The sequence below is a fragment of the Aequorivita aquimaris genome (assembly GCF_001573155.1).
GTDB classification, from domain to species: Bacteria; Bacteroidota; Bacteroidia; order Flavobacteriales; family Flavobacteriaceae; genus Aequorivita; species Aequorivita aquimaris.
Genome location: NZ_JRWG01000002.1, coordinates 253264 through 275976 on the forward strand (window position 1 = coordinate 253264; position 22713 = coordinate 275976).

At 39.1% G+C, this 22713-nt stretch carries 23 protein-coding genes; 16 read left to right on the forward strand and 7 right to left on the reverse strand.

Annotated features, from left to right (window positions below; translation table 11 throughout):
* Positions 1–130: 130 nt before the first annotated feature.
* The 7 genes from LS48_RS03890 (at position 131) to LS48_RS03920 (ending at position 7051) form a co-directional block, all read left to right on the forward strand.
* A complete protein-coding gene (locus tag LS48_RS03890; RefSeq protein WP_062620146.1) occupies positions 131–1588 on the forward strand; it encodes a sensor histidine kinase in 1458 nt (485 codons plus the stop codon).
* Between the two features lie 146 nt (positions 1589–1734).
* The gene (locus tag LS48_RS03895) at positions 1735–2517 is read left to right on the forward strand and encodes an enoyl-CoA hydratase/isomerase family protein (protein ID WP_062620675.1); all 783 of its coding nucleotides are present in this window, start codon (positions 1735–1737) and stop codon (positions 2515–2517) included.
* Between the two features lie 21 nt (positions 2518–2538).
* A complete protein-coding gene (locus LS48_RS03900) occupies positions 2539–2952 on the forward strand; it encodes a hypothetical protein (RefSeq protein WP_076692413.1) in 414 nt (137 codons plus the stop codon).
* Between the two features lie 37 nt (positions 2953–2989).
* Positions 2990–4813 carry a Xaa-Pro dipeptidyl-peptidase gene (locus LS48_RS03905; RefSeq protein ID WP_062620150.1) on the forward strand — a complete coding sequence of 608 codons (1824 nt, stop codon included), beginning with the start codon at positions 2990–2992 and terminating at the stop codon, positions 4811–4813.
* Between the two features lie 228 nt (positions 4814–5041).
* Positions 5042–5524: an Hsp20/alpha crystallin family protein gene (locus LS48_RS03910; RefSeq protein WP_062620152.1), complete on the forward strand. Its 483-nt coding sequence runs from the start codon at positions 5042–5044 to the stop codon at positions 5522–5524.
* A 133-nt stretch (positions 5525–5657) separates the two neighbouring features.
* Positions 5658–5891 (forward strand): hypothetical protein, encoded by a 234-nt coding sequence (locus LS48_RS03915; RefSeq protein WP_062620676.1) that lies wholly within the window; start codon positions 5658–5660, stop codon positions 5889–5891.
* 89 nt (positions 5892–5980) lie between these two features.
* Positions 5981–7051: a PA0069 family radical SAM protein gene (locus LS48_RS03920; RefSeq protein ID WP_062620155.1), complete on the forward strand. Its 1071-nt coding sequence runs from the start codon at positions 5981–5983 to the stop codon at positions 7049–7051.
* Between the two features lie 4 nt (positions 7052–7055).
* On the opposite strand, the gene LS48_RS03925 is transcribed toward LS48_RS03920, so the two are convergent.
* From LS48_RS03925 to LS48_RS03940, 4 genes are all read right to left on the reverse strand, one after another.
* Positions 7056–7718 carry an HD domain-containing protein gene (locus LS48_RS03925; protein ID WP_062620157.1) on the reverse strand — a complete coding sequence of 221 codons (663 nt, stop codon included), beginning with the start codon at positions 7716–7718 and terminating at the stop codon, positions 7056–7058.
* Entirely contained in the window at positions 7718–8458 is a 741-nt protein-coding gene (locus LS48_RS03930; RefSeq protein WP_062620678.1) for a lysophospholipid acyltransferase family protein, read from the reverse strand. Before LS48_RS03930 ends, LS48_RS03925 begins: the two co-directional genes overlap by 1 nt.
* A gap of 82 nt (positions 8459–8540) precedes the next feature.
* Positions 8541–8777, reverse strand: coding sequence for a hypothetical protein (locus tag LS48_RS03935; protein ID WP_062620159.1), 237 nt, complete (start codon positions 8775–8777; stop codon positions 8541–8543).
* Positions 8778–8792: 15 nt separating this feature from the next.
* Entirely contained in the window at positions 8793–9203 is a 411-nt protein-coding gene (locus LS48_RS03940) for a BrxA/BrxB family bacilliredoxin (protein ID WP_062620161.1), read from the reverse strand.
* A gap of 258 nt (positions 9204–9461) precedes the next feature.
* Here LS48_RS03940 and LS48_RS03945 point away from each other — a divergent pair, with 258 nt between their 5' ends.
* The 7 genes from LS48_RS03945 to LS48_RS03975 all read left to right on the forward strand — a co-directional run bounded on the left by LS48_RS03945 (position 9462) and on the right by LS48_RS03975 (position 15574).
* Entirely contained in the window at positions 9462–10193 is a 732-nt protein-coding gene (locus tag LS48_RS03945; protein WP_062620681.1) for a TerB family tellurite resistance protein, read from the forward strand.
* 131 nt (positions 10194–10324) lie between these two features.
* A complete protein-coding gene (locus LS48_RS03950; protein WP_062620164.1) occupies positions 10325–10981 on the forward strand; it encodes a metal-dependent transcriptional regulator in 657 nt (218 codons plus the stop codon).
* Positions 10982–11045: 64 nt separating this feature from the next.
* On the forward strand, positions 11046–11957 hold the full coding sequence (locus LS48_RS03955; RefSeq protein ID WP_062620683.1) for a metal ABC transporter solute-binding protein, Zn/Mn family: 912 nt from the start codon (positions 11046–11048) through the stop codon (positions 11955–11957).
* Between the two features lie 19 nt (positions 11958–11976).
* On the forward strand, positions 11977–12717 hold the full coding sequence (locus LS48_RS03960; RefSeq protein ID WP_062620166.1) for a metal ABC transporter ATP-binding protein: 741 nt from the start codon (positions 11977–11979) through the stop codon (positions 12715–12717).
* Positions 12718–12765: 48 nt separating this feature from the next.
* Positions 12766–13890, forward strand: a complete 1125-nt coding sequence (locus LS48_RS03965; RefSeq protein ID WP_062620168.1) for a metal ABC transporter permease — start codon at positions 12766–12768, stop codon at positions 13888–13890.
* The gene (locus tag LS48_RS03970) at positions 13883–15043 is read left to right on the forward strand and encodes a metal ABC transporter permease (protein WP_062620170.1); all 1161 of its coding nucleotides are present in this window, start codon (positions 13883–13885) and stop codon (positions 15041–15043) included. Before LS48_RS03965 ends, LS48_RS03970 begins: the two co-directional genes overlap by 8 nt.
* 114 nt (positions 15044–15157) lie before the next feature.
* Entirely contained in the window at positions 15158–15574 is a 417-nt protein-coding gene (locus LS48_RS03975) for a hypothetical protein (protein ID WP_062620172.1), read from the forward strand.
* A 400-nt stretch (positions 15575–15974) separates the two neighbouring features.
* Here the strand turns inward: LS48_RS03975 and feoB are convergent, their stop codons facing one another.
* From feoB to LS48_RS03990, 3 genes are all read right to left on the reverse strand, one after another.
* Positions 15975–18074: a ferrous iron transport protein B gene (gene feoB, locus LS48_RS03980; protein ID WP_062620174.1), complete on the reverse strand. Its 2100-nt coding sequence runs from the start codon at positions 18072–18074 to the stop codon at positions 15975–15977.
* A 6-nt stretch (positions 18075–18080) separates the two neighbouring features.
* Positions 18081–18308 (reverse strand): FeoA family protein, encoded by a 228-nt coding sequence (locus tag LS48_RS03985; protein WP_062620684.1) that lies wholly within the window; start codon positions 18306–18308, stop codon positions 18081–18083.
* 109 nt (positions 18309–18417) lie between these two features.
* Positions 18418–19083, reverse strand: coding sequence for an SCO family protein (locus LS48_RS03990; RefSeq protein ID WP_062620177.1), 666 nt, complete (start codon positions 19081–19083; stop codon positions 18418–18420).
* A gap of 138 nt (positions 19084–19221) precedes the next feature.
* Between LS48_RS03990 and LS48_RS03995 the strand changes: the two genes are divergently transcribed.
* Together LS48_RS03995 and rseP are read left to right on the forward strand one after the other, a co-directional pair.
* The gene (locus LS48_RS03995) at positions 19222–21156 is read left to right on the forward strand and encodes a M1 family metallopeptidase (RefSeq protein ID WP_062620179.1); all 1935 of its coding nucleotides are present in this window, start codon (positions 19222–19224) and stop codon (positions 21154–21156) included.
* 204 nt (positions 21157–21360) lie between these two features.
* Complete coding sequence (rseP, locus tag LS48_RS04000; protein ID WP_062620181.1) at positions 21361–22686, forward strand: RIP metalloprotease RseP; 1326 nt, start codon at positions 21361–21363, stop codon at positions 22684–22686.
* Positions 22687–22713: the final 27 nt, after the last annotated feature.

The window sequence follows — 22713 nt, forward strand, 5'->3', positions numbered from 1 at the left end:
ATTTTTTCCTTCGTCCAAATAACATTCGGGAGCGCTCGGGATGACATTTTTTTGGAATTTGGTATTTGTTATTTGGAATTTTCCGTTTAGGTTCGATTATTGCTATCTTTCTTTCTTCAAAACAATGTAAATGTATTTTTACAAAAAATCGCTTCGCACCCGCATCTTCCTTTCTATGTTCCTTTTGGTTTTGGGAGCTTCGGTACTTATCGCCATCGTTACGGTTTTTCAGTATAAGGAAGAAGCGCAGGATTACCATCGCGACCGCTTATTGCGGAAGGAAGCCGCCATTCGCGAAAATATCAACTACATATTAAAAACCACAACCTATCCAGTGGAAACTGCTCAAATTCCGCTGATCTTTAAAGATAAAATTTACGAAATAAAAGACATCCACAGCCTTGAAATCTTTCTGTATGACCTTGACGGAAATCTGCTAAAATCTTCAAAACCTTCTTTTTTTAAGGATACGGTTTCGCCAAAAATGCCCGATTTTGCTTTGGAAATGCTTCAAAATTCTCCCACAAAAAGTTACATAAAGGAGTTTGAAGAAGGCGGACAGAAATATCAATCTTCATACACCTACATAACCGATAGCTATTTTAAGCCTTTGGCGATTCTTAATTTGCCTTATATTGAAGATGACGGTTTTATCACCAAAGAACTTACCGAATACCTTTACAGATTGGGCATAGCCTATTTTTTTATGCTCATGGCCGCAATTGCAATTTCGTATTTTCTTTCAAAATACATTACCCGCTCCTTAAAGGAAATTAGTGAAAAGCTTTCCGAAACCCGATTTGATACCCGCAACAAAAAAATCCATATCAGTGACACGCCACAGGAAATTTCCCTACTTATAAATTCGTATAACGGAATGATAGATGAGTTGGAGAACAGTGCCGCGCAACTGGCAGCCAGTGAGCGGGAAACCGCTTGGCGCGAAATGGCAAAACAGGTAGCGCATGAAATTAAAAATCCGCTAACGCCCATGCGACTTACCGTGCAAAGTTTTCAACGCAAATTTGATTGCAACGACCCCGAGATTGATAAAAAAATGGCGGAATATACAAACACCCTACTTCAGCAAATTGACACCTTAAGCTCAATTTCCTCTGCGTTTTCAACCTATGCAAAAATGCCCGCCCAACAGGACGAAACACTGAATGTTGTGAAAATAAGCAAGCTGGCGTTGGATATTTTTAATGAAGATTATATCTATTTCTTTTCTGAGGAAGAGGAAGTGCGCGCACGTTTTGACAGAACACAACTCATTCGCGTGGTCACTAATTTAGTAAAAAACAGCATTCAATCCATTGAGCAAAAAAATCCTGCAGAGCCACGAATTGATGTAATAGTCAAAACGGAAGGAACCCTTGTGAATATACTTGTCACAGACAATGGAATAGGTGTGCCCGAAGAAAACAAAATCTTTATTTTTGAACCCCAGTTTACTACAAAAACTAGCGGCATGGGGCTGGGACTGGGAATGGTAAAAAATATTGTGGAAACATATGGCGGAACGATAACGCTGGCATCTTCCGAGGAAAAAACCATTTTTAAAGTTTCGTTTCCGGCAATGCTTTAAGGTTTTTAGTAGCTTTGTGAATGTAACCACCAATACACGAATTTTAAATAATTTTGGTTGTGAAATAACCATTAATAAAAATATTTTAGAATAATATTCGTGCATTCGTGGCAGAAAAATTTCCACAAATAAAAAAAGAATTAAACATGAAATTTCAAAACATACTTTCCGAAACCGAAAACGGCATTACAACCATTACCATCAACCGTCCCTCAAAACTTAATGCACTGAACCGCGAAACAATTCAAGAATTGCACAATGCGCTTGAAGAAGCTGAAAATGCAGCAAAAACAAAAGTGGTCATTATTACCGGAAGCGGTGAAAAAGCTTTTGTTGCCGGCGCTGACATCAGCGAATTTGCAGATTTTTCTGTGGAAGAAGGTGGCAAACTTGCCGCTAAGGGGCAGGAATTGCTGTTCGATTTTGTGGCAAATTTTTCAAAACCCGTGATTGCGGCAGTAAACGGTTTTGCCTTGGGCGGCGGGCTTGAACTGGCTATGGCGGCACATTTCCGCATTGCTTCCGACAACGCAAAAATGGGGCTTCCCGAAGTTTCACTGGGCGTAATTCCAGGCTACGGCGGCACGCAACGTTTACCACAATTGGTAGGCAAAGGTCGCGCAATGGAAATGATCATGACCGCCGGAATGATTGATGCCAACCAAGCCCTGCAATACGGCCTTGTAAACCACGTAACTACTCTTGAGGAATTGATGGAATTCGCCAACAAAATTGCAGGAAAAATTATGAAGAATTCTTCCGTAGCTATCGCTTCCGCAATTCGGGCAATCAATGCAAACTTTGAAGATGGTGAAAACGGATTTGAAGTGGAAATAGAAGAGTTTGGCAATTGCTTCGGCACCGAAGATTTTAAGGAAGGAACGCAGGCGTTTCTTCAAAAAAGAAAGGCTGAATTTCCTGGAAAATAATTAAAAAGATTGCTTATGAAAATGAAATATATTTTTGTCATACTATTGCTCATTCCCTTGTTTTCAATTGCCCAAAAAATGGAACATACAGATTTTATTGGCAAATGGAGCGGTGAAGATAATGGAGAAATTGGCTTTATAACTTTTGCAGAAGATGGTTTTGCATTTATAGAAATAGGTGGGCAGCTTATGGGCGGAGAACAATTCACAATAAAAGGCGAAAAAGCATCACTAAGCTATCAGATAAATACCGAAGTAGAACCAATAACGGTCGATTTTGTACTCAAAAATTTAGTGACCAATGAAGAACGCACATTGTACTGTATTGCTAAATACTTAGAGCCAAACTCGATTCAGTTTGCAATTAACTTTGTGGATTTAAGACCGGAAGATTTTACAGATAGAAATTCCATAGTTCTAACCAAGGTTGAATAATTTAAGTTGCTTTTTCCAAATATCTAATTCTTTAGTTATGAAATATTACTTCCTATTACTTGCCGTTTTTTTATTAAATTTTTCTTTACTGGCCCAAGATAAAGCCGAACCGTGGTTTAAGGACGGCGAAGCCCAAATAGTTCCAGCTTTTGAAAATCAACAAGATTGGATACGAACAGATTTATGGGTTGAAACTACTTTTGACACCGATGGAGATGGCAGGCCAGACCGCATGCACGTTGACGTTACAAGACCCAAACAAACAGAAGATGGTTTAAAACTTCCTGTAATTTATGAATCAAGCCCTTATTTTGCAGGCGTTGCACCAAATGTGGAAGGCGCTTTTTATGATGTCCATCACGAATTGGGTGCGGTGGGAAAAGACATTGTGCATCCTTCGGTAACGAGAACAGGAAAACGCCCTATTATTTCCAATTCACAGATTAAAACCTGGGTTACCCGTGGATATATCGTAGTTCACTCTTCTTCGCCGGGAACAGGGCTTTCACAAGGCTCGCCGACCGTTGGCGGTGACAATGAATCGTTGGCTCCAAAAGCAGTTATCGATTGGTTGAACGGCCGCGCAAAAGGATATACAACTCCCGACGGGACGGAAGAGGTAAAAGCATATTGGACCACCGGAAAAGTTGGGATGACGGGAACTTCGTATAACGGAACCATTCCACTGGCAGCTGCAACTACGGGCGTTGAAGGTTTAGAGGCTATCATTCCCATTGCCCCAAACACTTCATATTATCACTATTACAGAAGCAACGGTTTGGTACGCTCGCCTGGTGGGTATTTAGGAGAAGATGTTGACGTACTTTACGATTTCATCCACAGTGGCGACGAATCAAAAAGGGCACATAACAATAAAGTGTATCGCGATACCGAAATTAAAAATGGCATAGACAGAAAAACGGGTGATTACAATGAATTCTGGGCAAGCCGTGATTATTTAAACGATATGAAACCAATGAAAGCCGCGCTGTTTATGGCGCACGGTTTTAATGATTGGAATGTAATGCCTGAGCACAGTTATAGAATTTATAAGGCTGCAGAAGAAATGGGGCTTCCAGTAAAAATCTATTATCACCAATACGGTCACGGGGGGCCGCCGCCACTTTCCATGATGAATAAATGGTTTACGAAATATCTCTTCGGAATTGAAAATGATATTGAAAAAGGCCCAAAAGCTTGGATTGTTAGGGAAAATGATAAAAGCGATAATCCTACACCATACCCAAACTACCCGAATCCAAATGCGGAATTAGTTAAACTTTATCCCATTTCCACCTCACCAAATGATGGAATTTTGTCGCTCGAAAAAAAGAGTACTGTGCAATTACATGCTATGTTGAGAGATGACTATAATTTTTCTGGTGATTCACTTGCACAACTTTCAGGTTCCATTCATAGATTATTATTCACAACTCCTATTTTAAAGGAAGATTTACATCTTTCGGGACTTTCTAAACTGAATATTAAATTGGCCAGCAGCAAGCCCGCGGCAAATCTTTCCGTTTGGATGGTTTCCTTGCCTTGGAACAAAGATAAAAATGCAAAAATTACTGATAATATTATCACACGCGGTTGGGCAGATCCACAGAATTATAAATCCATTACTGAAAGTGAGCCGTTGGAGCCTGGAAAGTTTTATGAAATGTCCTTCGATTTAATTCCGGATGATCAAGTAATTCCAGCAGGGCAGCAGATTGGTTTGATGATTTTTTCGAGTGATAACCAATTCACCCTTTTGCCAGAACCGGGAACTATTTTGACCGTTGATTTGGACAAAACTACAATTGAAATTCCAGTTGTTGGCGGGAAGAATGTACTTATTAAAGCAATGTCCAATTAACTATTGTCCTCCTGATTTAAAAAAGCTTTAATCAATACATATAATTTCTGAAAAAAAGTCATTTTTCAATGTCAAAATGGCGGTGAAATTCTATTGCAAAAACCGTTTAAAGCATTCTTTTTGTTAAAAATTTTTAAATTTTTTTCAATGAAAATTAGCAGAGCGATTTTGGCATTTCTTTTGTCCAATTTCAAATAAATTAATTGTTTAACTTAAATCTTAATTATTATGAGCACCTTAGTAAATGTTCCTAAAAATGGAGGTTTGACACGAACAAATACTGACCGTTCTTCAACCCTCCCCACTTTGTCCTCTTGGATTGAAGACATTTTTAACAGGGATTTACCTTCCGTATTTTCTCAGAATTTCAATACCGGAATGAGCCTACCAAAAGTAAACATTAAAGAAACCGCAGATGCTTATTTTGTGGAAATGGCTGTCCCTGGACTAAAAAAATCAGATTTCCAGATAGATTTGGACAATCAAATACTTTCCATCGCTACCGAAGTGGAAGAAGAAAACGAAACAAAAGAGCAAAACTACACCCGTAGGGAATTTGGTTATTCTTCCTTCAAACGAAGCTTCACGCTTCCCGAAACGGTTGATGACGGAAAGATTAAAGCAAATTACAATGAGGGTATTTTAAGTATCCATCTTCCAAAGAAAGAAGAGGCAAAACAAAAACCCCCAAGAAATATCAAAATTTCCTAAGCATTATTTCTTGGCTAAACATCTTAGGGCTCATTTGGAGCCCTTTTCTTTCCAACATAGCAAGCTATTAATATTTTAAAATAGAAGTTGCTAATATCATTTTTTTGATGTGGAACCATTAATAATGAAGATTATGATAACTAGAAAATTTAAGCCCGGAGATTGGGTAAAAATTAAAGGCAAAAACGATTCGCCTAAAATGGAAATACTGAAATATATTTCAAAAGAAGACCCCATTACCGGAATAACTAATAATGACAGTGTTGTGGAATGTGTCTATTATAAAAGTGGCGAACGCTTTACACGTTCCATCCACCAAAACCGACTTTTAAAACTGCGCGAAACAGGAGGAATTTATAAAGCATAAAATAAATTTTATGGATTTATTCCAATGAAAAAAGGATTTACTCCAAATAATAATTAACTTTGAAGAAATCCAATCTTCAAATTTTTTTTATGTCCGCAGATTTTTTAAAAGGCCGTGGCGCCCAGAAAAATATACATAACCGCTTCTTCGAGAACAGCCACGAAGTATTGGATGAATATCTTAATTTCTGTGAAGCGGAAGGCGAAGAGACAGATAAAAACAAAACAAATTATATTGAAGTTTTTCCGAAAACATTTGTAAATAAAGTGGATAGTCCAGACGTTGGAATGGGTTTTTCGGCAAATCCGTATCAAGGTTGCGAGCACGGTTGTGTGTATTGTTATGCACGAAACAGTCACGAATATTGGGGTTATGGCGCCGGCCTTGATTTTGAGCGAAATATTCTTTTTAAAAAAAATGCCCCACAACTTTTGGAAGAAAAGATAACTTCGAAAAATTGGCAGGGAAACACCATCATTTTTTCGGGAAATACGGACTGCTACCAACCGCTGGAACGCAAACTGCAAATCACTCGAAAATGTTTGGAAGTAATGCTGAAATGGAAACACCCAACGGGCATTATTACCAAAAATTCTCTCATTCTCCGCGATTTGGATATTTTAAAGGAGATGACAAAATTGAATATTATTTCAGCAAACATTTCCATCACATCCCTTTCCGAAGACACACGTAGATTGCTGGAACCGCGCACGGCGAGTATCAAACAACGACTGAAAACTGTGGAAACACTTTCGGAAAATGGAATTCCTGTACGGGTGATGATGGCGCCGATAATTCCTTCATTAAATAGTCATGAAATTCTTCCTTTAGTTAAAAAAGTAGCGGAGCTCGGCGCAGTGGACGTGGGATATACCATTGTGCGACTAAATGGACAAATTGCTGAAATTTTTAAAGATTGGGCATCCAAAACTATTCCAGATAAAGCGGAACGTATTTTAAACCAAATTGCGGAATGCCACGGCGGAAACCTCAACGACAGCCAATGGGGAAGACGCATGAAAGGCGAGGGGACCATCAGCGAACAAGTGAAAGACACGATGGCGATTGCAAAAAAGAAGTATTTAAAGGACCGAAAAATAGAACCGCTTGATGCTTCTCATTTTTTACAACTTAAAAATCCGCAGATGAAGTTGTTTTAAAAATTTATTTTTCACCTTCCCATTCAGCATAAAATTGTTTCAGAAAAGTTTCCATAAAAGCATGTCTTTCTTCTGCAATTTTTCGTCCGGTTTCGGTATTCATCCGGTTTTTTAAAAGTAGCAGTTTTTCGTAAAAATGATTGATTGTCGGCGCATCGGATGCTTTGTATTCCGAAGGCGTCATATTCATGTTCGGCTTAATTTCCGGATCGTAAAGCTTTCGGTTTTTAAAACCTCCGTAATTGAAAGTACGTGCAATTCCAATCGCCCCCAGCGCGTCCAGCCTATCGGCATCTTGCACAACATCTAATTCTTTTGAATGAAATTCCTGGTTTTTATTTCCGCCTTTAAAAGAAACGTTTTCAATAATTTTCACGATATGATCGATTGTTTCTTCGGAAATGTTTTCTGATTTTAGAAACTGGCTCGCTTTTTTTGGGCCAACGGTTTCATCGCCATTGTGAAATTTGGAATCGGCTATATCGTGGAGCAATGCGCTGAGCGAAACGATGGTTCTGTCAACTTTTTCACTTTCGGAAATGAGCAAAGCGTTTTTATAAACCCGTTCAATATGGAACCAATCGTGGCCACCTTCGGCGTTTTGCAATTCGTTTTTAACAAAGTTGATAGTTTTCTGAATAATTTCTTCCGAAGAAAATGAAGCCATTATTTATGGATTTTTGAAGTGATGATTTCTTCCACTTTGTCAATCAGCGTTTCCACTTCATAATCTGCTATTTTTATTGCGGGATGCGCGGTCATTTCCAAACGGACGCCCATTTGCATCGGGAACATCCCCCAGCGTTGTAACTTCCAGGAATTATTGAAGGTAACGGGAATAACATAACCATCGGGCACTTTTTTAAAGAGCGTTTGCAATCCGGTTCTTCGAAAAGGCTTGGGCACACCTGTTTTGCTGCGCGTTCCCTCGGGGAAAATAACGCCGCTTCGCTTAAATTTCTGAAGGTATTTTGAAAACTTCACCATTTCAACAATAGCTTGCCTCGGGTTTTTTCTGTCGATCAAAATAGAGCCGCCGTGCCTCAAATTATAGGAAACGGAAGGAATTCCCTTCCCTAATTCCACTTTAGAAATAAACTTGGGATGGTATTTCCGCAAATACCAAGTAATGGGCGAAATATCCCACATACTTTGGTGGTTTGAGACAATGATTATGGGAACATTATTCGGGATGCTGGTATTGATATCGATATGGAATGTGGTCCCCAGCACATTTAAACAGCGAAGCAGTGTCCAGTTTAAATAGTCAACACTTTTTTTATGTGCTGTGTACCCAAACCAGTTAAAGCAAATCCATTGTATGGGATGGAAAATAACGATTGTAATACCAAAGAGTAAGTAAAACAATATCGTAAAGGGATAACTTATTATTTTAGAGAATGCCATCATTTCCATTCAAAAGTAAGAAAACCGCCCTTAAAAAGACGGTTTTTCGTGTTCGACTATTTCTGTTTTCAAAATCGAAAAATTAATTTTTCGATTTCAACTTAGATTTCGATTTGTTCTTCAACGTATTTCGGTCTATGTAAATATAATTGTAAACACACAATCCGACAATTAAGAGCCAAAATGCCCTATAAAGCCAATCGTTTATTTCCTTTCCAAATAAATGGGAAACCTTGGGGTCTTCATAAATATTAAAGGCAAGTGCGCCAAAAGCGAGTATGCCAATAACAACGGTCAAGGGTTTGTTGAGTTGTATCATAACCTGTTTGGTTACTTAACAATATTCGTTATACGCGCCTTTTAGGTTTTCGGCAATCATTTGTGCAGGGCGGCCTTCAATGTGGTGACGCTCGAGCATATGCACCAATTCACCATTTTTGAATAATGCCATAGAAGGTGAGCTTGGTGGAAACGGAACCATGTTGGCTCTTGCCGCATCTACCGCTTCGCGATCAACGCCCGCAAAAACGGTTACCAGATTATCGGGCTTTTTTGAATTGTCTAAAGACATTGCAGCACCGGGACGCGCATTTGCAGCCGCACAACCACAAACGGAGTTTACTACTACTAGGGTGGTTCCTTCTTTCTTCAATGCCTCTTCCACTTCATTTGCTGTATGTAGTTCAGAGAAACCTACTCTTGTTAGGTCTTCGCGCATTGGTTTTACTAGTTCGGGTGGGTACATAATATTTGTATTTTAAAGTGTATTAAATTGTGAATGCAAAGATACTAATTTTGAAAGGGAAAAATTCCAAATAACTAGATAGGAAATTCCAAATTACAAGCTCCAAATTCCAAATAAGTGTTTAACCTCAAATTTCAAAAAATCTTAAACTAATTAAACAGCCCTCTTTTGGTCCCAAAAGCTATCGGGATGGAATTTGAGATTTGGAATTTTAAATAGTTACCTTTGTCGGCTTATAAAAAGAAAAATTACAATTTCATGCTTCGTTGGTTATTGGCCGTTCTAGGTTATTTTGTGTATCGATTTCCGGGTGCTATTGTTGGGTTTATTTTGGGAAGCTTATTGGATAACCTGAGCGTTAAGGGTAGAAGGTTTCAAACTTCCTTTGGCACATCGCAACAACATGTTACTCCAGCAGATTTTGAGTTAAACCTACTTTCCTTAGCCTCCTTGGTTATAAAAGCCGATGGAAATGTAAGCCAGACCGAACTGGATTACGTTCGCCAGTATTTTGTGCAGGCATATGGGCGCGATCGCGCTAATGCTACCTTTCGAATTTTTAATGAGGTAATAAAAAAACGCGAAATATCTGCCCAAAACATTTGTGCACTATTACAACAACGAACCCGTTACGAAAGCCGATTGCAGATTCTTCATTTCCTCTTCAGCATTGCGAATGCGGACGGAAGTGTTTCAACGGCCGAGGTAAACGAGATAAACCGAATTGCAGGCTTTTTGGGAGTTTACGGACGGGATTTTGAAAGTATTAAGGCGATGTTTTTCAAAAATCCCGACAGTGCTTACAAAATCTTGGAAATTGACAGAACAGCAACCGTAGCTGAAATTAAGACCGCGTACAGAACAATGGTAAAAAAATACCATCCCGATAAACTGCAGCATATGGACGAAGCACACCAAAAAGGAGGTGAGGAAAAGTTTAAAAAAGTGCAGGAAGCCTACGAACAACTTCAGAAAGAGCGCGGATTTTAGGCGTTTTCACAAATTAGATTATTCCTTTTTAAAAAATATCACTTAAATAAAAAGCTATTTGTTTCTTTATTTTTAGGCTTAACTAAAAATAAAACATAGCTTAATGTAAAAATATTTTTACCTTTGTGCCTATGTTTACATTAGCCGAAGAAAACTATTTAAAGGCAATATTTCATTTAGAGCATGAAAGTTCAGGTGAAGTAAGTACCAACGCGATTGCGGAAAGTATGGAGACCAAACCCTCTTCCGTGACCGATATGATTCAAAAACTGGCAGAGAAAAAACTGGTAGTTTACAAACGCTACAAAGGTGCCCAATTAACCGAAAAAGGCAAAAAAATTGCGGCAAATGTTATTAGAAAACACCGTTTATGGGAAGTTTTTTTAGTGGAAAAATTAAACTTCCACTGGGATGAAGTCCACGAAATAGCGGAACAGTTGGAGCACATTCAATCGGAAGAATTAATCACCCGCCTCGATAAATTTTTGGGCAGCCCCGATTTTGACCCTCACGGCGACCCTATTCCCGATAAGCACGGAGTTTTAAAACGCACGGAGAAAAAATTACTTTCAGAAATAGAAAAAACCCAAAAGGGCGTTTGTGTAGGTGTAAAGGAAAGCAGCGCTGACTTTCTTCAGTATTTAGATAAGAAAAAAATCAGCATTGGTACAAAAATCACTGTGCTGGGCAAGGAATTTTTTGACGGCTCCATGATAATCCAAGTAGGCAACGAACAGTTTTTTATTTCAAAAACAGTAGCCGAAAATCTCTTTGTGCAAACACTTTAATGCTTTATTCAATTGTACAGCCCTTGCTTTAGAGGGTCTTGATTTAATCCTTATTCAACTAAAAATGAAAATAAATAAATTTATAATTTTAAGCATACTGGGTCTCTTTTTCAGTTGTAAAACTGTGTCCGAGGACAATGGTAAACTAAAAGTTGTTACAACCACAACTATGCTGACCGACTTGGTTTCTGAAATTGGCGGCGAAAACATTTCACTGCAAGGTTTGATGGGTGCAGGCGTAGATCCGCATCTTTATAAAGCTAGTGAGGGTGATGTTACAAAACTTTATGAGGCTGATATTATTTTTTACAGCGGCTTACATTTGGAAGGAAAACTTGTGGATATTTTTGAAAAAATGGAGGGTAAAAAAAATACTGTTTCTTTGGGAGATAAATTGCCGAAAAATGAATTGATCCCTTCGGAATATTTCGCTTCAAACTACGATCCCCACGTTTGGTTCAATATTCAGTTTTTTAAGCAATTTGCGCACCTTGTAACTGATGAGCTTTCAAAAGCAGATCCTGAAAACGCAGAAAACTATTCCAAAAACAACAAAGAATATCAACAAAAACTAGATGCCCTAGAAACTGAAATCAAATCCACTATTGCAACATTGCCTGAAGAAAAGCGCATTTTGGTGACTGCGCACGATGCCTTCAATTATTTCGGAAAAGCGTATGGCTTTCAAGTAGTGGGATTGCAGGGAATTTCCACGGCAACCGAGGCAGGCGTAAAAGACGTGCAAAATCTTTCAGAATTTATAATTCAAAATAGCATAAAAGCCATTTTCGTAGAAAGTTCGGTTCCCAGACGTACCATTGAGGCGCTTCAGCAAGCGGTTCTCTCAAAAAACCATAATGTTGAAATCGGCGGTTCACTTTACAGTGATGCACTGGGCGATTCCGGAACCGAGGAAGGCACCTATATTGGGATGTTCAAATACAATGTAAATACAATTGTAAACGCTCTAAAATAAGGAAACAAACAGTATAAAAATGGACAATCAAACACTTGCAGTACAGATAGATGATCTTACCGTGGCCTACAATTATAAGCCAGTATTGTGGGACATTGACCTGTCTGTGCCGGAAGGGGTTTTAATGGCAATCGTTGGGCCAAACGGCGCGGGAAAATCTACACTTATCAAAACTATTTTGGGTATTATTAAACCCATTGCCGGAACTGTTTCCATTTATGGAAAACCCTACTCCAAACAAAGGAAACTGGTCGCCTATGTACCGCAAAAAGGCAGTGTGGATTGGGATTTTCCCACCACCGCGCTTGATGTGGTTATGATGGGAACTTATGGAAATTTAGGTTGGATAAAACGGCCCGGACAGAAGGAGAAAAAAATTGCCTTGGAATCCATGGAAAAAGTGGATATGCTTGCTTATAAAAACAGACAAATAAGCCAATTGAGCGGCGGGCAACAACAACGGGTGTTTTTGGCCCGAGCGTTGGCACAGGACGCTTCCATTTATTTTATGGACGAACCCTTTCAGGGGGTTGATGCAACAACCGAAATTGCCATAATCAATATTTTAAAGGAACTGCGAAAAGCCGGTAAAACGGTAGTCGTGGTTCATCACGATTTACAAACCGTCCCAGAATACTTTGATTGGGTAACTTTTTTAAATGTGAAGAAAATAGCCACGGGGCCTGTAAAAGATATTTTTAATGATGACAATCTTACCAAGACTTATGGGATTAATTACAAAGTAGCGGTTAATAAATAGTCTGTAGACGATACTTTAAAATTTTAGTAGATTTTTTCAAAATAAAAGATGAATATCCAAGAATACTTCGAACTGGTTTGGACAGATTACACCCTACGCACCATCACGCTGGGAACGGCGGTATTGGGCGCAATTTGTGGTATGTTGGGCAGTTTTGCGGTACTTCGGAAACAAAGCTTGCTGGGTGATGCCATCTCGCACGCGGCCCTTCCCGGCATTGCATTGGCATTTTTAATTACCGGCGCTAAAGATTCAGGAACATTATTATTGGGTGCATTGGTTAGTGGTGTAATAGGAACATTTTGGATTCGGGGAATTACTACAAAAACACATTTAAAAAGTGATACGGCACTCGGATTAATCCTTTCAATATTTTTCGGTTTTGGAATGCTGCTGCTCACTTTTATTCAAAAACAACCCAACGCCAACCAGGCTGGGCTGGATAAATACCTCTTTGGCCAAGCCGCAACCCTTATGGAAAGTGATGTACGGTTGATGATTATCGTAACCGGAATTTCACTTTTTGTAATGGTTCTGTTTTGGAAGGAATTCAAAATACTCCTTTTTGATGCAGATTATACAAAAACCCTTGGCTTCAACACAAAATTTATTGATGTTTTGATTACCTTTTTAATTGTCTTGGCTATCGTCCTGGGGCTGCAAACCGTGGGGGTAGTTTTAATGAGTGCAATACTACTTGCACCTGCAGCCGCAGCCCGTCAATGGACAAATAACCTGGGCACTATGGTATTATTGGCAGCTGTATTTGGGGCTCTTTCAGGCGTCTTCGGAACAGCCATAAGCGCCAGTCAAAACAATCTTTCTACCGGACCCGTAATTGTATTGGTTGCAGGAGTGTTCGTTTTGTTCTCCTTTATATTTTCGCACAAGAGAGGGCTTTTGTTTCGGGAGATTCGTTTTAGAAAAAATCGTACAGATCTAAAACTGATGAAAACCCTTCAGTTTATGTACGGCATTGCGCAAGAGCATGAAAATATTTCGCATCCGCACGCTATTCGTATTTTGAATAATTTCTACGGTTTTACAAAAGGTTCACTTAAAAAGTTAGAAAATGAAGGATGGATAGCCATTGATGGACAACAATGGGCAATGACCCCAAAAGGTTATAAACAAGCGCAGGAAATGTATAATCAAAAACCCATAAATGAGTAATCCACAGATAGAGATACAGCTAATTGCAGCCATTGTGGCTATAGCCTGTGCAATTCCCGGTGTATTTTTGGTGCTTCGGAAAATGGCTCTAATTAGTGATGCCATTAGCCATTCCATTCTTCCGGGTATCGTTATTGGTTTCTTCATTACACAGGATTTAAATTCCCCATTATTAATTCTTTTGGCAGCATTAACAGGTGTTATTACTGTTGTAATGGTAGAGTTTATCCAAAAAACGGGACTGGTTAAGGAAGATACGGCAATCGGTCTTGTTTTTCCGGTTTTGTTTAGCATAGGCGTTATACTAATTGCAAAAAATGCAAACGATGTGCACTTGGACGTTGACGCTGTTTTATTGGGTGAACTTGCTTTTGCCCCTTTTGATAGATTGATGGTGGGAGGCGCAGATTGGGGACCAAAATCACTTTGGGTAATGGGAAGCATTTTATTTATTACAATAAGCTTGCTAATATTATTTTTTAAAGAATTAAAAGTAACCACTTTTGATGCTGGGCTTTCTTCAGTATTGGGTATTTCCCCTGTGGTTATGCATTATGGGCTGATGTCGGTTTCTTCTGTGACCGTGGTGGGAGCCTTTGATGCCGTGGGAGCAATTCTGGTTGTGGCTTTAATGATAGCTCCCGCAGCTACGGCCTATTTGCTTACTGAAGACTTGAAAAAAATGATTTGGCTTTCAATATTATTTGGAGTGTTTTCGGCAATTTCGGGATATTGGGTCGCCAATATTCTTGACGCCTCCATTTCTGGATCTATAGCTACAACTTTGGGAGTGGTTTTTCTTTTGGTTTATTTATTTGCTCCCAAAAAAGGCCTAATATCTGTTCTGTATCGTCAAAAACAACAACGCATCGAGGTTTCGCTCATAACTTTTCTGTTACACTTAAACCGACATGAGGAAGAAAGTGAGAGGCATATAAACCACCTGCAAGAGCATATTAATTGGCGGGCAGTTCGCGCTAGATCTGTATTGGATTTAGCCGAAAAAAACAATCTCGTGGAAATAGAAAACCAGGTGGTTTCCTTAACAGAAAAGGGATTGGCTTTCACCGAAAAATCGCTGGAATACATAATCAACAATAAAGATGAAAAAATTGAGCCGATGAAAGAAGATTTCTTTCTTTTCCGAGGATAAAATATATATTTTGGAATTTTTTACAATACAGAAATTTCTCAAAGCGATTTTGCTTCTCCAGTTTTCTGGCACTATTTTTTATAGTATCTTTAAAATTGAAAAAACTTATACCTAATGAAAAAATCACTCTTAGCAATCATAATTCTATTTTCAACTTTTGCTTTTGGACAGGAAGATTCCGCAGAGACCCCTAAAATAGCCGTAAAAGTTCCCAAAGGGGAAACCGTAGTTTTAAAAGGTGTTTCCATAAAATTTATGGAAGTAATGGAAGACTCCCGTTGTCCCGAAGGCGTGGACTGTATCTGGGCCGGACGTGCCATTGTTAAGGCGAAGGTTACCGCAAATGGAAAAACCGAAGAAAAGCTTTTAACCTTTGGGGAGGTAAGATCTGGAGAAGAAAAAAACACTAATCTTTATAGCTCGGCCAACTTTGCCATCAATGGATTGACACTTAAGCCCTATCCTACTGCGGAGAGCGCAGGCAATATCAATAATTATGTATTGTTGGTTTGCGAAGAGAAGAATAAGTAATTAATGACAGCCGCAATCTTTTTTGCCACATTTGGTTTTACCGCCATCAAGCGTGCCATTTGAGTTTTGGCGCGATTCAAAAATTGGGTTCCAAACAAACTTTTTAAGCAAAAAGCCTGCTGCAATGGAAAACGTTATTAATACCAATATTGTTTGCATAGTGCAAAGATAGTCTAAAGAATTTCAAGCCACAACTATAGCTATCTAGAAAGAGCACTATACCAAACTGTTCCTTCGAAGTTAACGAAAACTGCATTTGCCACAGTCAGAATGGTCTCCCGGTTTATTCTTTTTATTTGCGGTTTCAAATGGACTCCAAACAAAGCGCGTTACAAGAAAGCACACTGCTACAATAAAGGCTGCCAAGACGAGTAATGTTTGCATAACAAAATAATTTATTCTATTTCAAAAATTGATAGGCTGCCAATGCTACCACATAGGCAATGGCACTCATAACGAACAGCTGCCACATAGGCCATTTCCAACTGTTAGTTTCTTTTTTTACAATTGCCAAGGTGCTCATACACTGCATTGCAAAAGCATAGAACAGCAGTAACGAAACTCCACTTGCAAAATTGAAGAGTGGACCGCCCAAAACTGGGTTTATTTCCGCAGCCATTCTATTTTTAATTGTCTCTTCTTCCTCACTTCCTACACTGTAAATGGTTGCAAGGGTACCCACAAAAACTTCCCGTGCGGCAAAAGAACTTACAATGGCAATTCCTATTTTCCAATCGTACCCTAATGGCCTAACGGCAGGTTCAATAGCGTGGCCTATTCTTCCTATATAGGAATGTTCCAGTTTATAGGAATCTATATGCATCTCAATTTCTTCTTCTGAAAGATTTTGAGAAGCGTATTCGTTAGTGATAATTTCTTCAGCGTCGTTAAAATTTCCCGGACCATAAGACGCCATTACCCATAGAATTATCGAAATAGCAAGAATTATTTTTCCTGCTCCAAAAACAAAGGCTTTGGTTTTTTCAACTACGGTAATAATTACGTTTTTAGGCAAGGGAAGTTTATAATTGGGCATTTCAACTACAAAAAAACTTTTGCTCCGTATTTTCAAAATTTTGTCGAGCAAATAGGCAGAAAATATAGCCGCTCCAAATCCTAAAATATACATAAACATTAGGGTAAGCCCTTGCAGGCTGAAAATTCCCAAAACACGTGTATCGGGAATTACCAAAGCAATGATTATTAAATAAACGGGCAGACGCGCTGAACAGGTTGTGAAAGGTGTAACCAAAATGGTTATCAATCGTTCCTTCCAATTTTCAATATTACGGGTAGCCATAATTGCTGGAATAGCGCAGGCAGTTCCCGCAACAAGCGGCACCACACTTTTTCCGCTGAGCCCAAAACGGCGCATGACGCGATCCATTAAAAAGACCACACGGCTCATATAGCCTGTTTCTTCCAAAATTGAAATGAAGAGAAAAAGAAACGCAATCTGCGGAATAAAAATAACGATTCCGCCAAGTCCCGGAATAATTCCTTCAGCTATCAAATTTGTAAAATCCCCTGCCGGTAATGTGTTTTTGGTCCATTCGCTTAAAGATGCAAAGGTGCTGTCTATAAAATCCATGGGGTACGCACTCCAATCAAAAATAGCTTGAAAAATAAGGAGTAGAATTCCGAAGAAAATAACATATCCCCAAACCTTGTGGGTCAAGATACGATCCAAGCGGCTTCTTAAATCCTTTGCGTTTGCAGTATCTATATGAAGGGTCTGCTTTAAGGTCTCATTTATAAACTGATACCTCGCTACCGTTTCCTTTTGCTGAAGTCTTTTCAGATTGCTCACCGACTCGGTTTGAAAGGAAGCTACCCCCTTTAATTCATTTCGGTCCAATTTACCAAAATTGACGTCTTGGGTTATTACCAACCATAATTTATAAAGATCCTGATTGGGAAATGCTTTTCGCAGACGATCAAAATATTCTGGAGAAATCCTCGAAGCGTTCAAGCAGGGTTTTGTGGAAAGCTGATTGTAGTTTTCTATCAATTCCTTTAAATAATCAAAACCAAGATTTTTGCGTGAGCTGATAAGTGCAATTTTGGTTTGCAACTTTTCTTCAAGCAAGGGTATATCTAATGTTATGGCTTTCCGTTTCATACGGTCAGACATATTTATGGCAAGAATGGCAGGGATGCCCAAATCTTTTATTTGTGTGAAAAGTAGTAGATTTCTCTTAAGGTTTTCTACGTCGGCAACTACTACCGCAACATCTGGAAAGTCTTTATCGTTTTTGTTAAGTAGCAGTTCTATTACCACATTTTCGTCTAGTGATGAAGCGTTAAGGCTATAGGTTCCCGGTAAATCGAGAATGTGGACTTTACAGGCTCGGCCAAATTTGCAGGTACCCTGTTTTTTTTCAACAGTAATTCCGGGATAGTTCCCCACTTTTTGGTTCAGCCCCGTGAGCCGATTAAACACAGAGGTTTTTCCGGTATTTGGGTTTCCAATAAGTGCAACGTTTATGTGCTTTGCCATTATTATTTATATCAATTCAATTTCAATCTTGCTGGCCGTTTCCTTACGAATGGCAAGATGGCTTCCGTTGATGTTCAAATATAGCGGATCATTGAAAGGAGCCATTTGTACCAAAGAGACCTCATTACCGGGCAAACAGCCCATCTCCAATAGCTTTAAGGGAACAACATCTATTGAAAATTCCTTGATAATGCCGCGTTGCCCTTTTTTAAGTGAAGCAATAGTAATAACCATCTTTTTATTTAGATTGATTTTAAACAAGGCAAAAGTAAAGGAAAAAAAGGACGTGGGAAAAGACCTTTTGAGATTTTTTAGGCACTGCCGTTTTTCAACCTGCAAGAAATTAATCTTCCTGTTTCAAAATTTGGATATCTGCCAATAATTTTTCAATGGCCTCGGGATCTGTACCGTCGTAAAAACCACGGATTCGCTTCTTTTTGTCCACAAGTACAAAATTTTCGGTATGTACCAGAGCGTTTTCGGAATAGGGAACATCCTTTGCCGCGAGATACGATTTTCTTGCGAGATCGTAGATTTCCTTTTTATCGCCAGTTACTAAATTCCATTTGGCATCATCCACACCTTTTTCCATTGCGTATTTTTTAAGTTGTGCAACACTGTCTATCTCTGGGGTTACGGTATGTGAAAGAAGCAAGACCTCATTATCGTTTTTCAATTCTTCTTGAATTTTCACCATATGGTCTGTCATGATAGGGCAAATGGTCTGGCAAGTAGTGAAGAAAAAATCTGCCACGTAAATTTTATCGCTGTAATCTTTTTGGGTAATCATTTTGCCGTTTTGGTTGGTAAGGCTAAAATCTGCAATAGTATGATATTTCTTCACGTATTGAAGCGTGCTGTCCACAAGTTCTGTTGAAACATCTGCCGGCTGATAGATTTTTAGCACTTCTTTCGGCTTCAATATTTGATATATTACAGAAATGATAATGATGGAAAGCACCAATAAAACAACTGCTAAGAATTTATATTTTTTGAAGAAAGTAAGCATTGCGTTAAATTTTAGACTGAAGGCATATAATTGGCTGCAAAAATAAGTTGCAAAACTTTCAAAATGAATACATTTAACATCCGAATTTTAGAATGATATTCTTTTTTAACCGAATTGTAATCAAAATGATTTTCTACAATGAAAACACTAATACTCCCTCTTTTAATTTTAATCTCTTTTTTTTCTTTTTCACAGAATTTTCAAGAAGATATTAGCGAGGCCGAAGCAAAAGCCGCAACAGGTTGGTTTGGCAAACCCGTAAACCTGAACACGGGAAATTATGACCTAAAATACCACCGGTTGGAATTTACCGTGAATCCTGCCCAGGCATTTATTACAGGAACCGTCACTTCGCATTTTGTGGCAAAGGAAAATTTAAATACCGTGACTTTTGAACTTGTGGACAATATGATCGTATCACAAGTTATGCAACGCGGTACGCCACTTAGTTTTACCCAAAACAACGATGATGAGGTTGTAATTACCCTCCCACAAATGCAGGCACAGGGCGTTCTGGATTCGCTGTCGGTAAGTTATTCCGGCAACCCCGTAAGTTCAGGTTTTGGTTCCTTTGAAACAGACACCCACAATGGCGACCCCGTAATGTGGACGCTTTCGGAGCCTTTTGGCGCAAAGGCTTGGTGGCCGTGCAAACAGGATTTGAACGATAAGATTGATATGATAGATGTATATATTACTACTCCCCGTTTTAATCCTTCAAATGAAGAATATATAGCCGTAGCAAATGGGCTGGAAATAAGCCAAACCATAAACGGAAGCAATAAAACCACCCATTATAGACACCAATACCCTATTCCCGCTTATTTAATTGCCATAGCCGTAACCAATTACACGGTATATTCACATACGGTTGCCAACAACGGAAATCCTTTTGAAATAGTAAATTATATTTATCCAGAAGATATTTCATACGCACAATCGCGTACTCCAATAACAGTGGATATTATGAATTTATTTGCGGATCTTTTTGAACCCTATCCCTACGCCAACGAAAAGTACGGCCACGCACAGTTTGGCTGGGGTGGCGGCATGGAGCACACAACGGTTTCGTTTATGGGCAGCTTTAGTCGTGGGTTGATTGCACACGAACTTGGTCACCAATGGTTCGGCGATAAGGTTACCTGCGGCAGTTGGCAGGATATTTGGCTAAATGAAGGTTTTGCTACCTATCTTTCGGGACTTGTAATTGAGGATTTTGATGGCGAATCAGATTTTAGAACGTGGAGACAGGATAAGATTGGCTCCATTACTGACTCCCCGGATGGCTCAGTCTATGTGCCAGCGCAAGACACAACTTCGGTCAATCGAATTTTCAGCAGCAGGTTAAGCTATAACAAAGGCTCTATGGTACTGCACATGCTTCGCAAAAAACTGGGCGATGCCATATTCTTTCAAGGTTTGAAGGATTATTTGGCAGATCCGGCTTTATCTTACGGATACGCAAAAACCCCAGACCTCATCAGAAATATGGAAGCCGCTGCGGGAGGTGAGGATCTTTCGGAATTTTTTAATGATTGGATATACGGCGAAGGCTATCCGCGATATACTATTAGATGGAATCAAGCTGGCGGGCAGTCGAATATAAATGTGGAGATTTCCCAAACTCAGAGTCATCCATCGGTTTCATTTTTTGAGGCTCCCGTTCCATTGCGGATAAACGGAACGCAGGGAGAAACCTTGGATATTGTACTGGACAACACTACAAACAACCAAGCATTTCAGCCAGCCGTGGGCTTTACGGTACAAAATATTCAGTTTGATCCCGACTATCATTTAATTTCCCGCAGCAACAATGTGGTTTTGGGAACCGAAGATTTTACACTGGACCAACAATTTGATATTTATCCAAATCCAACTTCGGGAATAGTCAATTTTGAAAAACCAGCTTCTATAAATGTTCAAAACATCAATATTTACAATACTTTGGGGCAATTGTTATATTCTGAAAAATATTCAGAAACGGTTGATATTTCGAAATTCTCAAAAGGAATTTTAATATTTCAAGTTGAAACTTCGGAAGGCGTTCTCAACAAAAGAATCGTAAAGGAATAAAACGTTTTTCCATACAAACGTTCTTTTAAAAAAATAATAAATAAGCGGGAACCTACCCGCTTATTTTTTTTGCACGTTCTAAAAGGTTACTTTTGTGCGATTTTTTGCTGAACCTGTCACTGGCAAGCAAAAAAATTTAGGCTTGATTTTGGTAATGAGTGATTTTAAAATTGAGCTTTTTATAAAATATTTATTTAAAAAACTATGAGTCCATTTGCTGTTAAAGCTATACAACTTCTTTTAAGTTTATCATTATTGATCGTGCTGCACGAATTGGGACACTTTATTCCCGCAAAACTTTTTAAGACCCGTGTAGAGAAATTCTATCTTTTCTTTGATGTAAAATTTTCACTCTTTAAAAAGAAAATCGGCGAAACCGTTTATGGAATCGGCTGGTTGCCATTGGGCGGCTATGTGAAGATTTCTGGAATGATAGACGAAAGCATGGACAAGGAGCAGATGGCACAGCCGCCGCAACCGTGGGAATTCCGAAGCAAACCGGCCTGGCAACGATTGATTATCATGCTTGGGGGTGTAACGGTAAATATTATCGTGGGGTTTGTAATTTATATGGGAATTCTCTATTTCTACGGAAGAAATATTACTACCAATGAAGATATCCCACAGGGTTTTGCGGTTACCGAGCAATTTAAGGAATACGGTTTCCGCGACGGCGACCACGTGCTAAGTGTTAATGGCGAACCGCTAGAGGATGTAATGGACATTAACAGATATATATTTCTGCGCGATGTTTCAAAAGTGGAAGTGAAACACAGCGATGGCACTGTTGAAACCATTTCGGTTCCCGAGGATGCAGGCACAAAAATGTTTCAGAATGACACACATTTTCCATTTACACCGCGTCGTTCGGCAATTATAGATACCGTTCTTGCAGATCATCCCGCTGGCAAGGCCGGTTTGCAAAAAGATGATAAAATTATTGCTGTAAATGGAACATCCGTTCAGTATTATGATGAATTTCAAAATCTTACTTTAAAAGATAAAGAAAACACCATCGTTGTCTCCCGGGAAAACCAAATAGACACCTTGCGTGTAACCCCCAATGAAAAAGGGATTATTGGGGTTAATTCATTTGGCAGGGATATTGTTTCCCAAGTGGGTAAAACCGAAATCAAGTATTCATTGGGTGAAAGCGTTGTGGGCGGAATCAGTTTCGGCTACAATACCTTAAAAGATTACGTAAAACAATTTAAGTACGTATTTACCGCCAAGGGAGCCACGCAAGTAGGAGGCTTTGGTGCCATTGGCAACCTGTTCCCCGATGCTTGGGACTGGCAAAGCTTTTGGGCGACCACGGCTTTAATATCCATTATACTTGCTTTTATGAATATTCTGCCCATTCCGGCCTTGGACGGGGGGCACGTAATGTTCCTTTTATATGAAATGGTTACTGGGCGTAAACCAAACGACAAATTTATGGAGTATGCCCAAATGGTTGGGTTCTTCATTTTGATAGCCTTGGTACTCTTTGCCAACGGAAACGATATTTACCGTTGGTTGTTTGAATAATAACCTACTATTATAAAACTTTTTTAA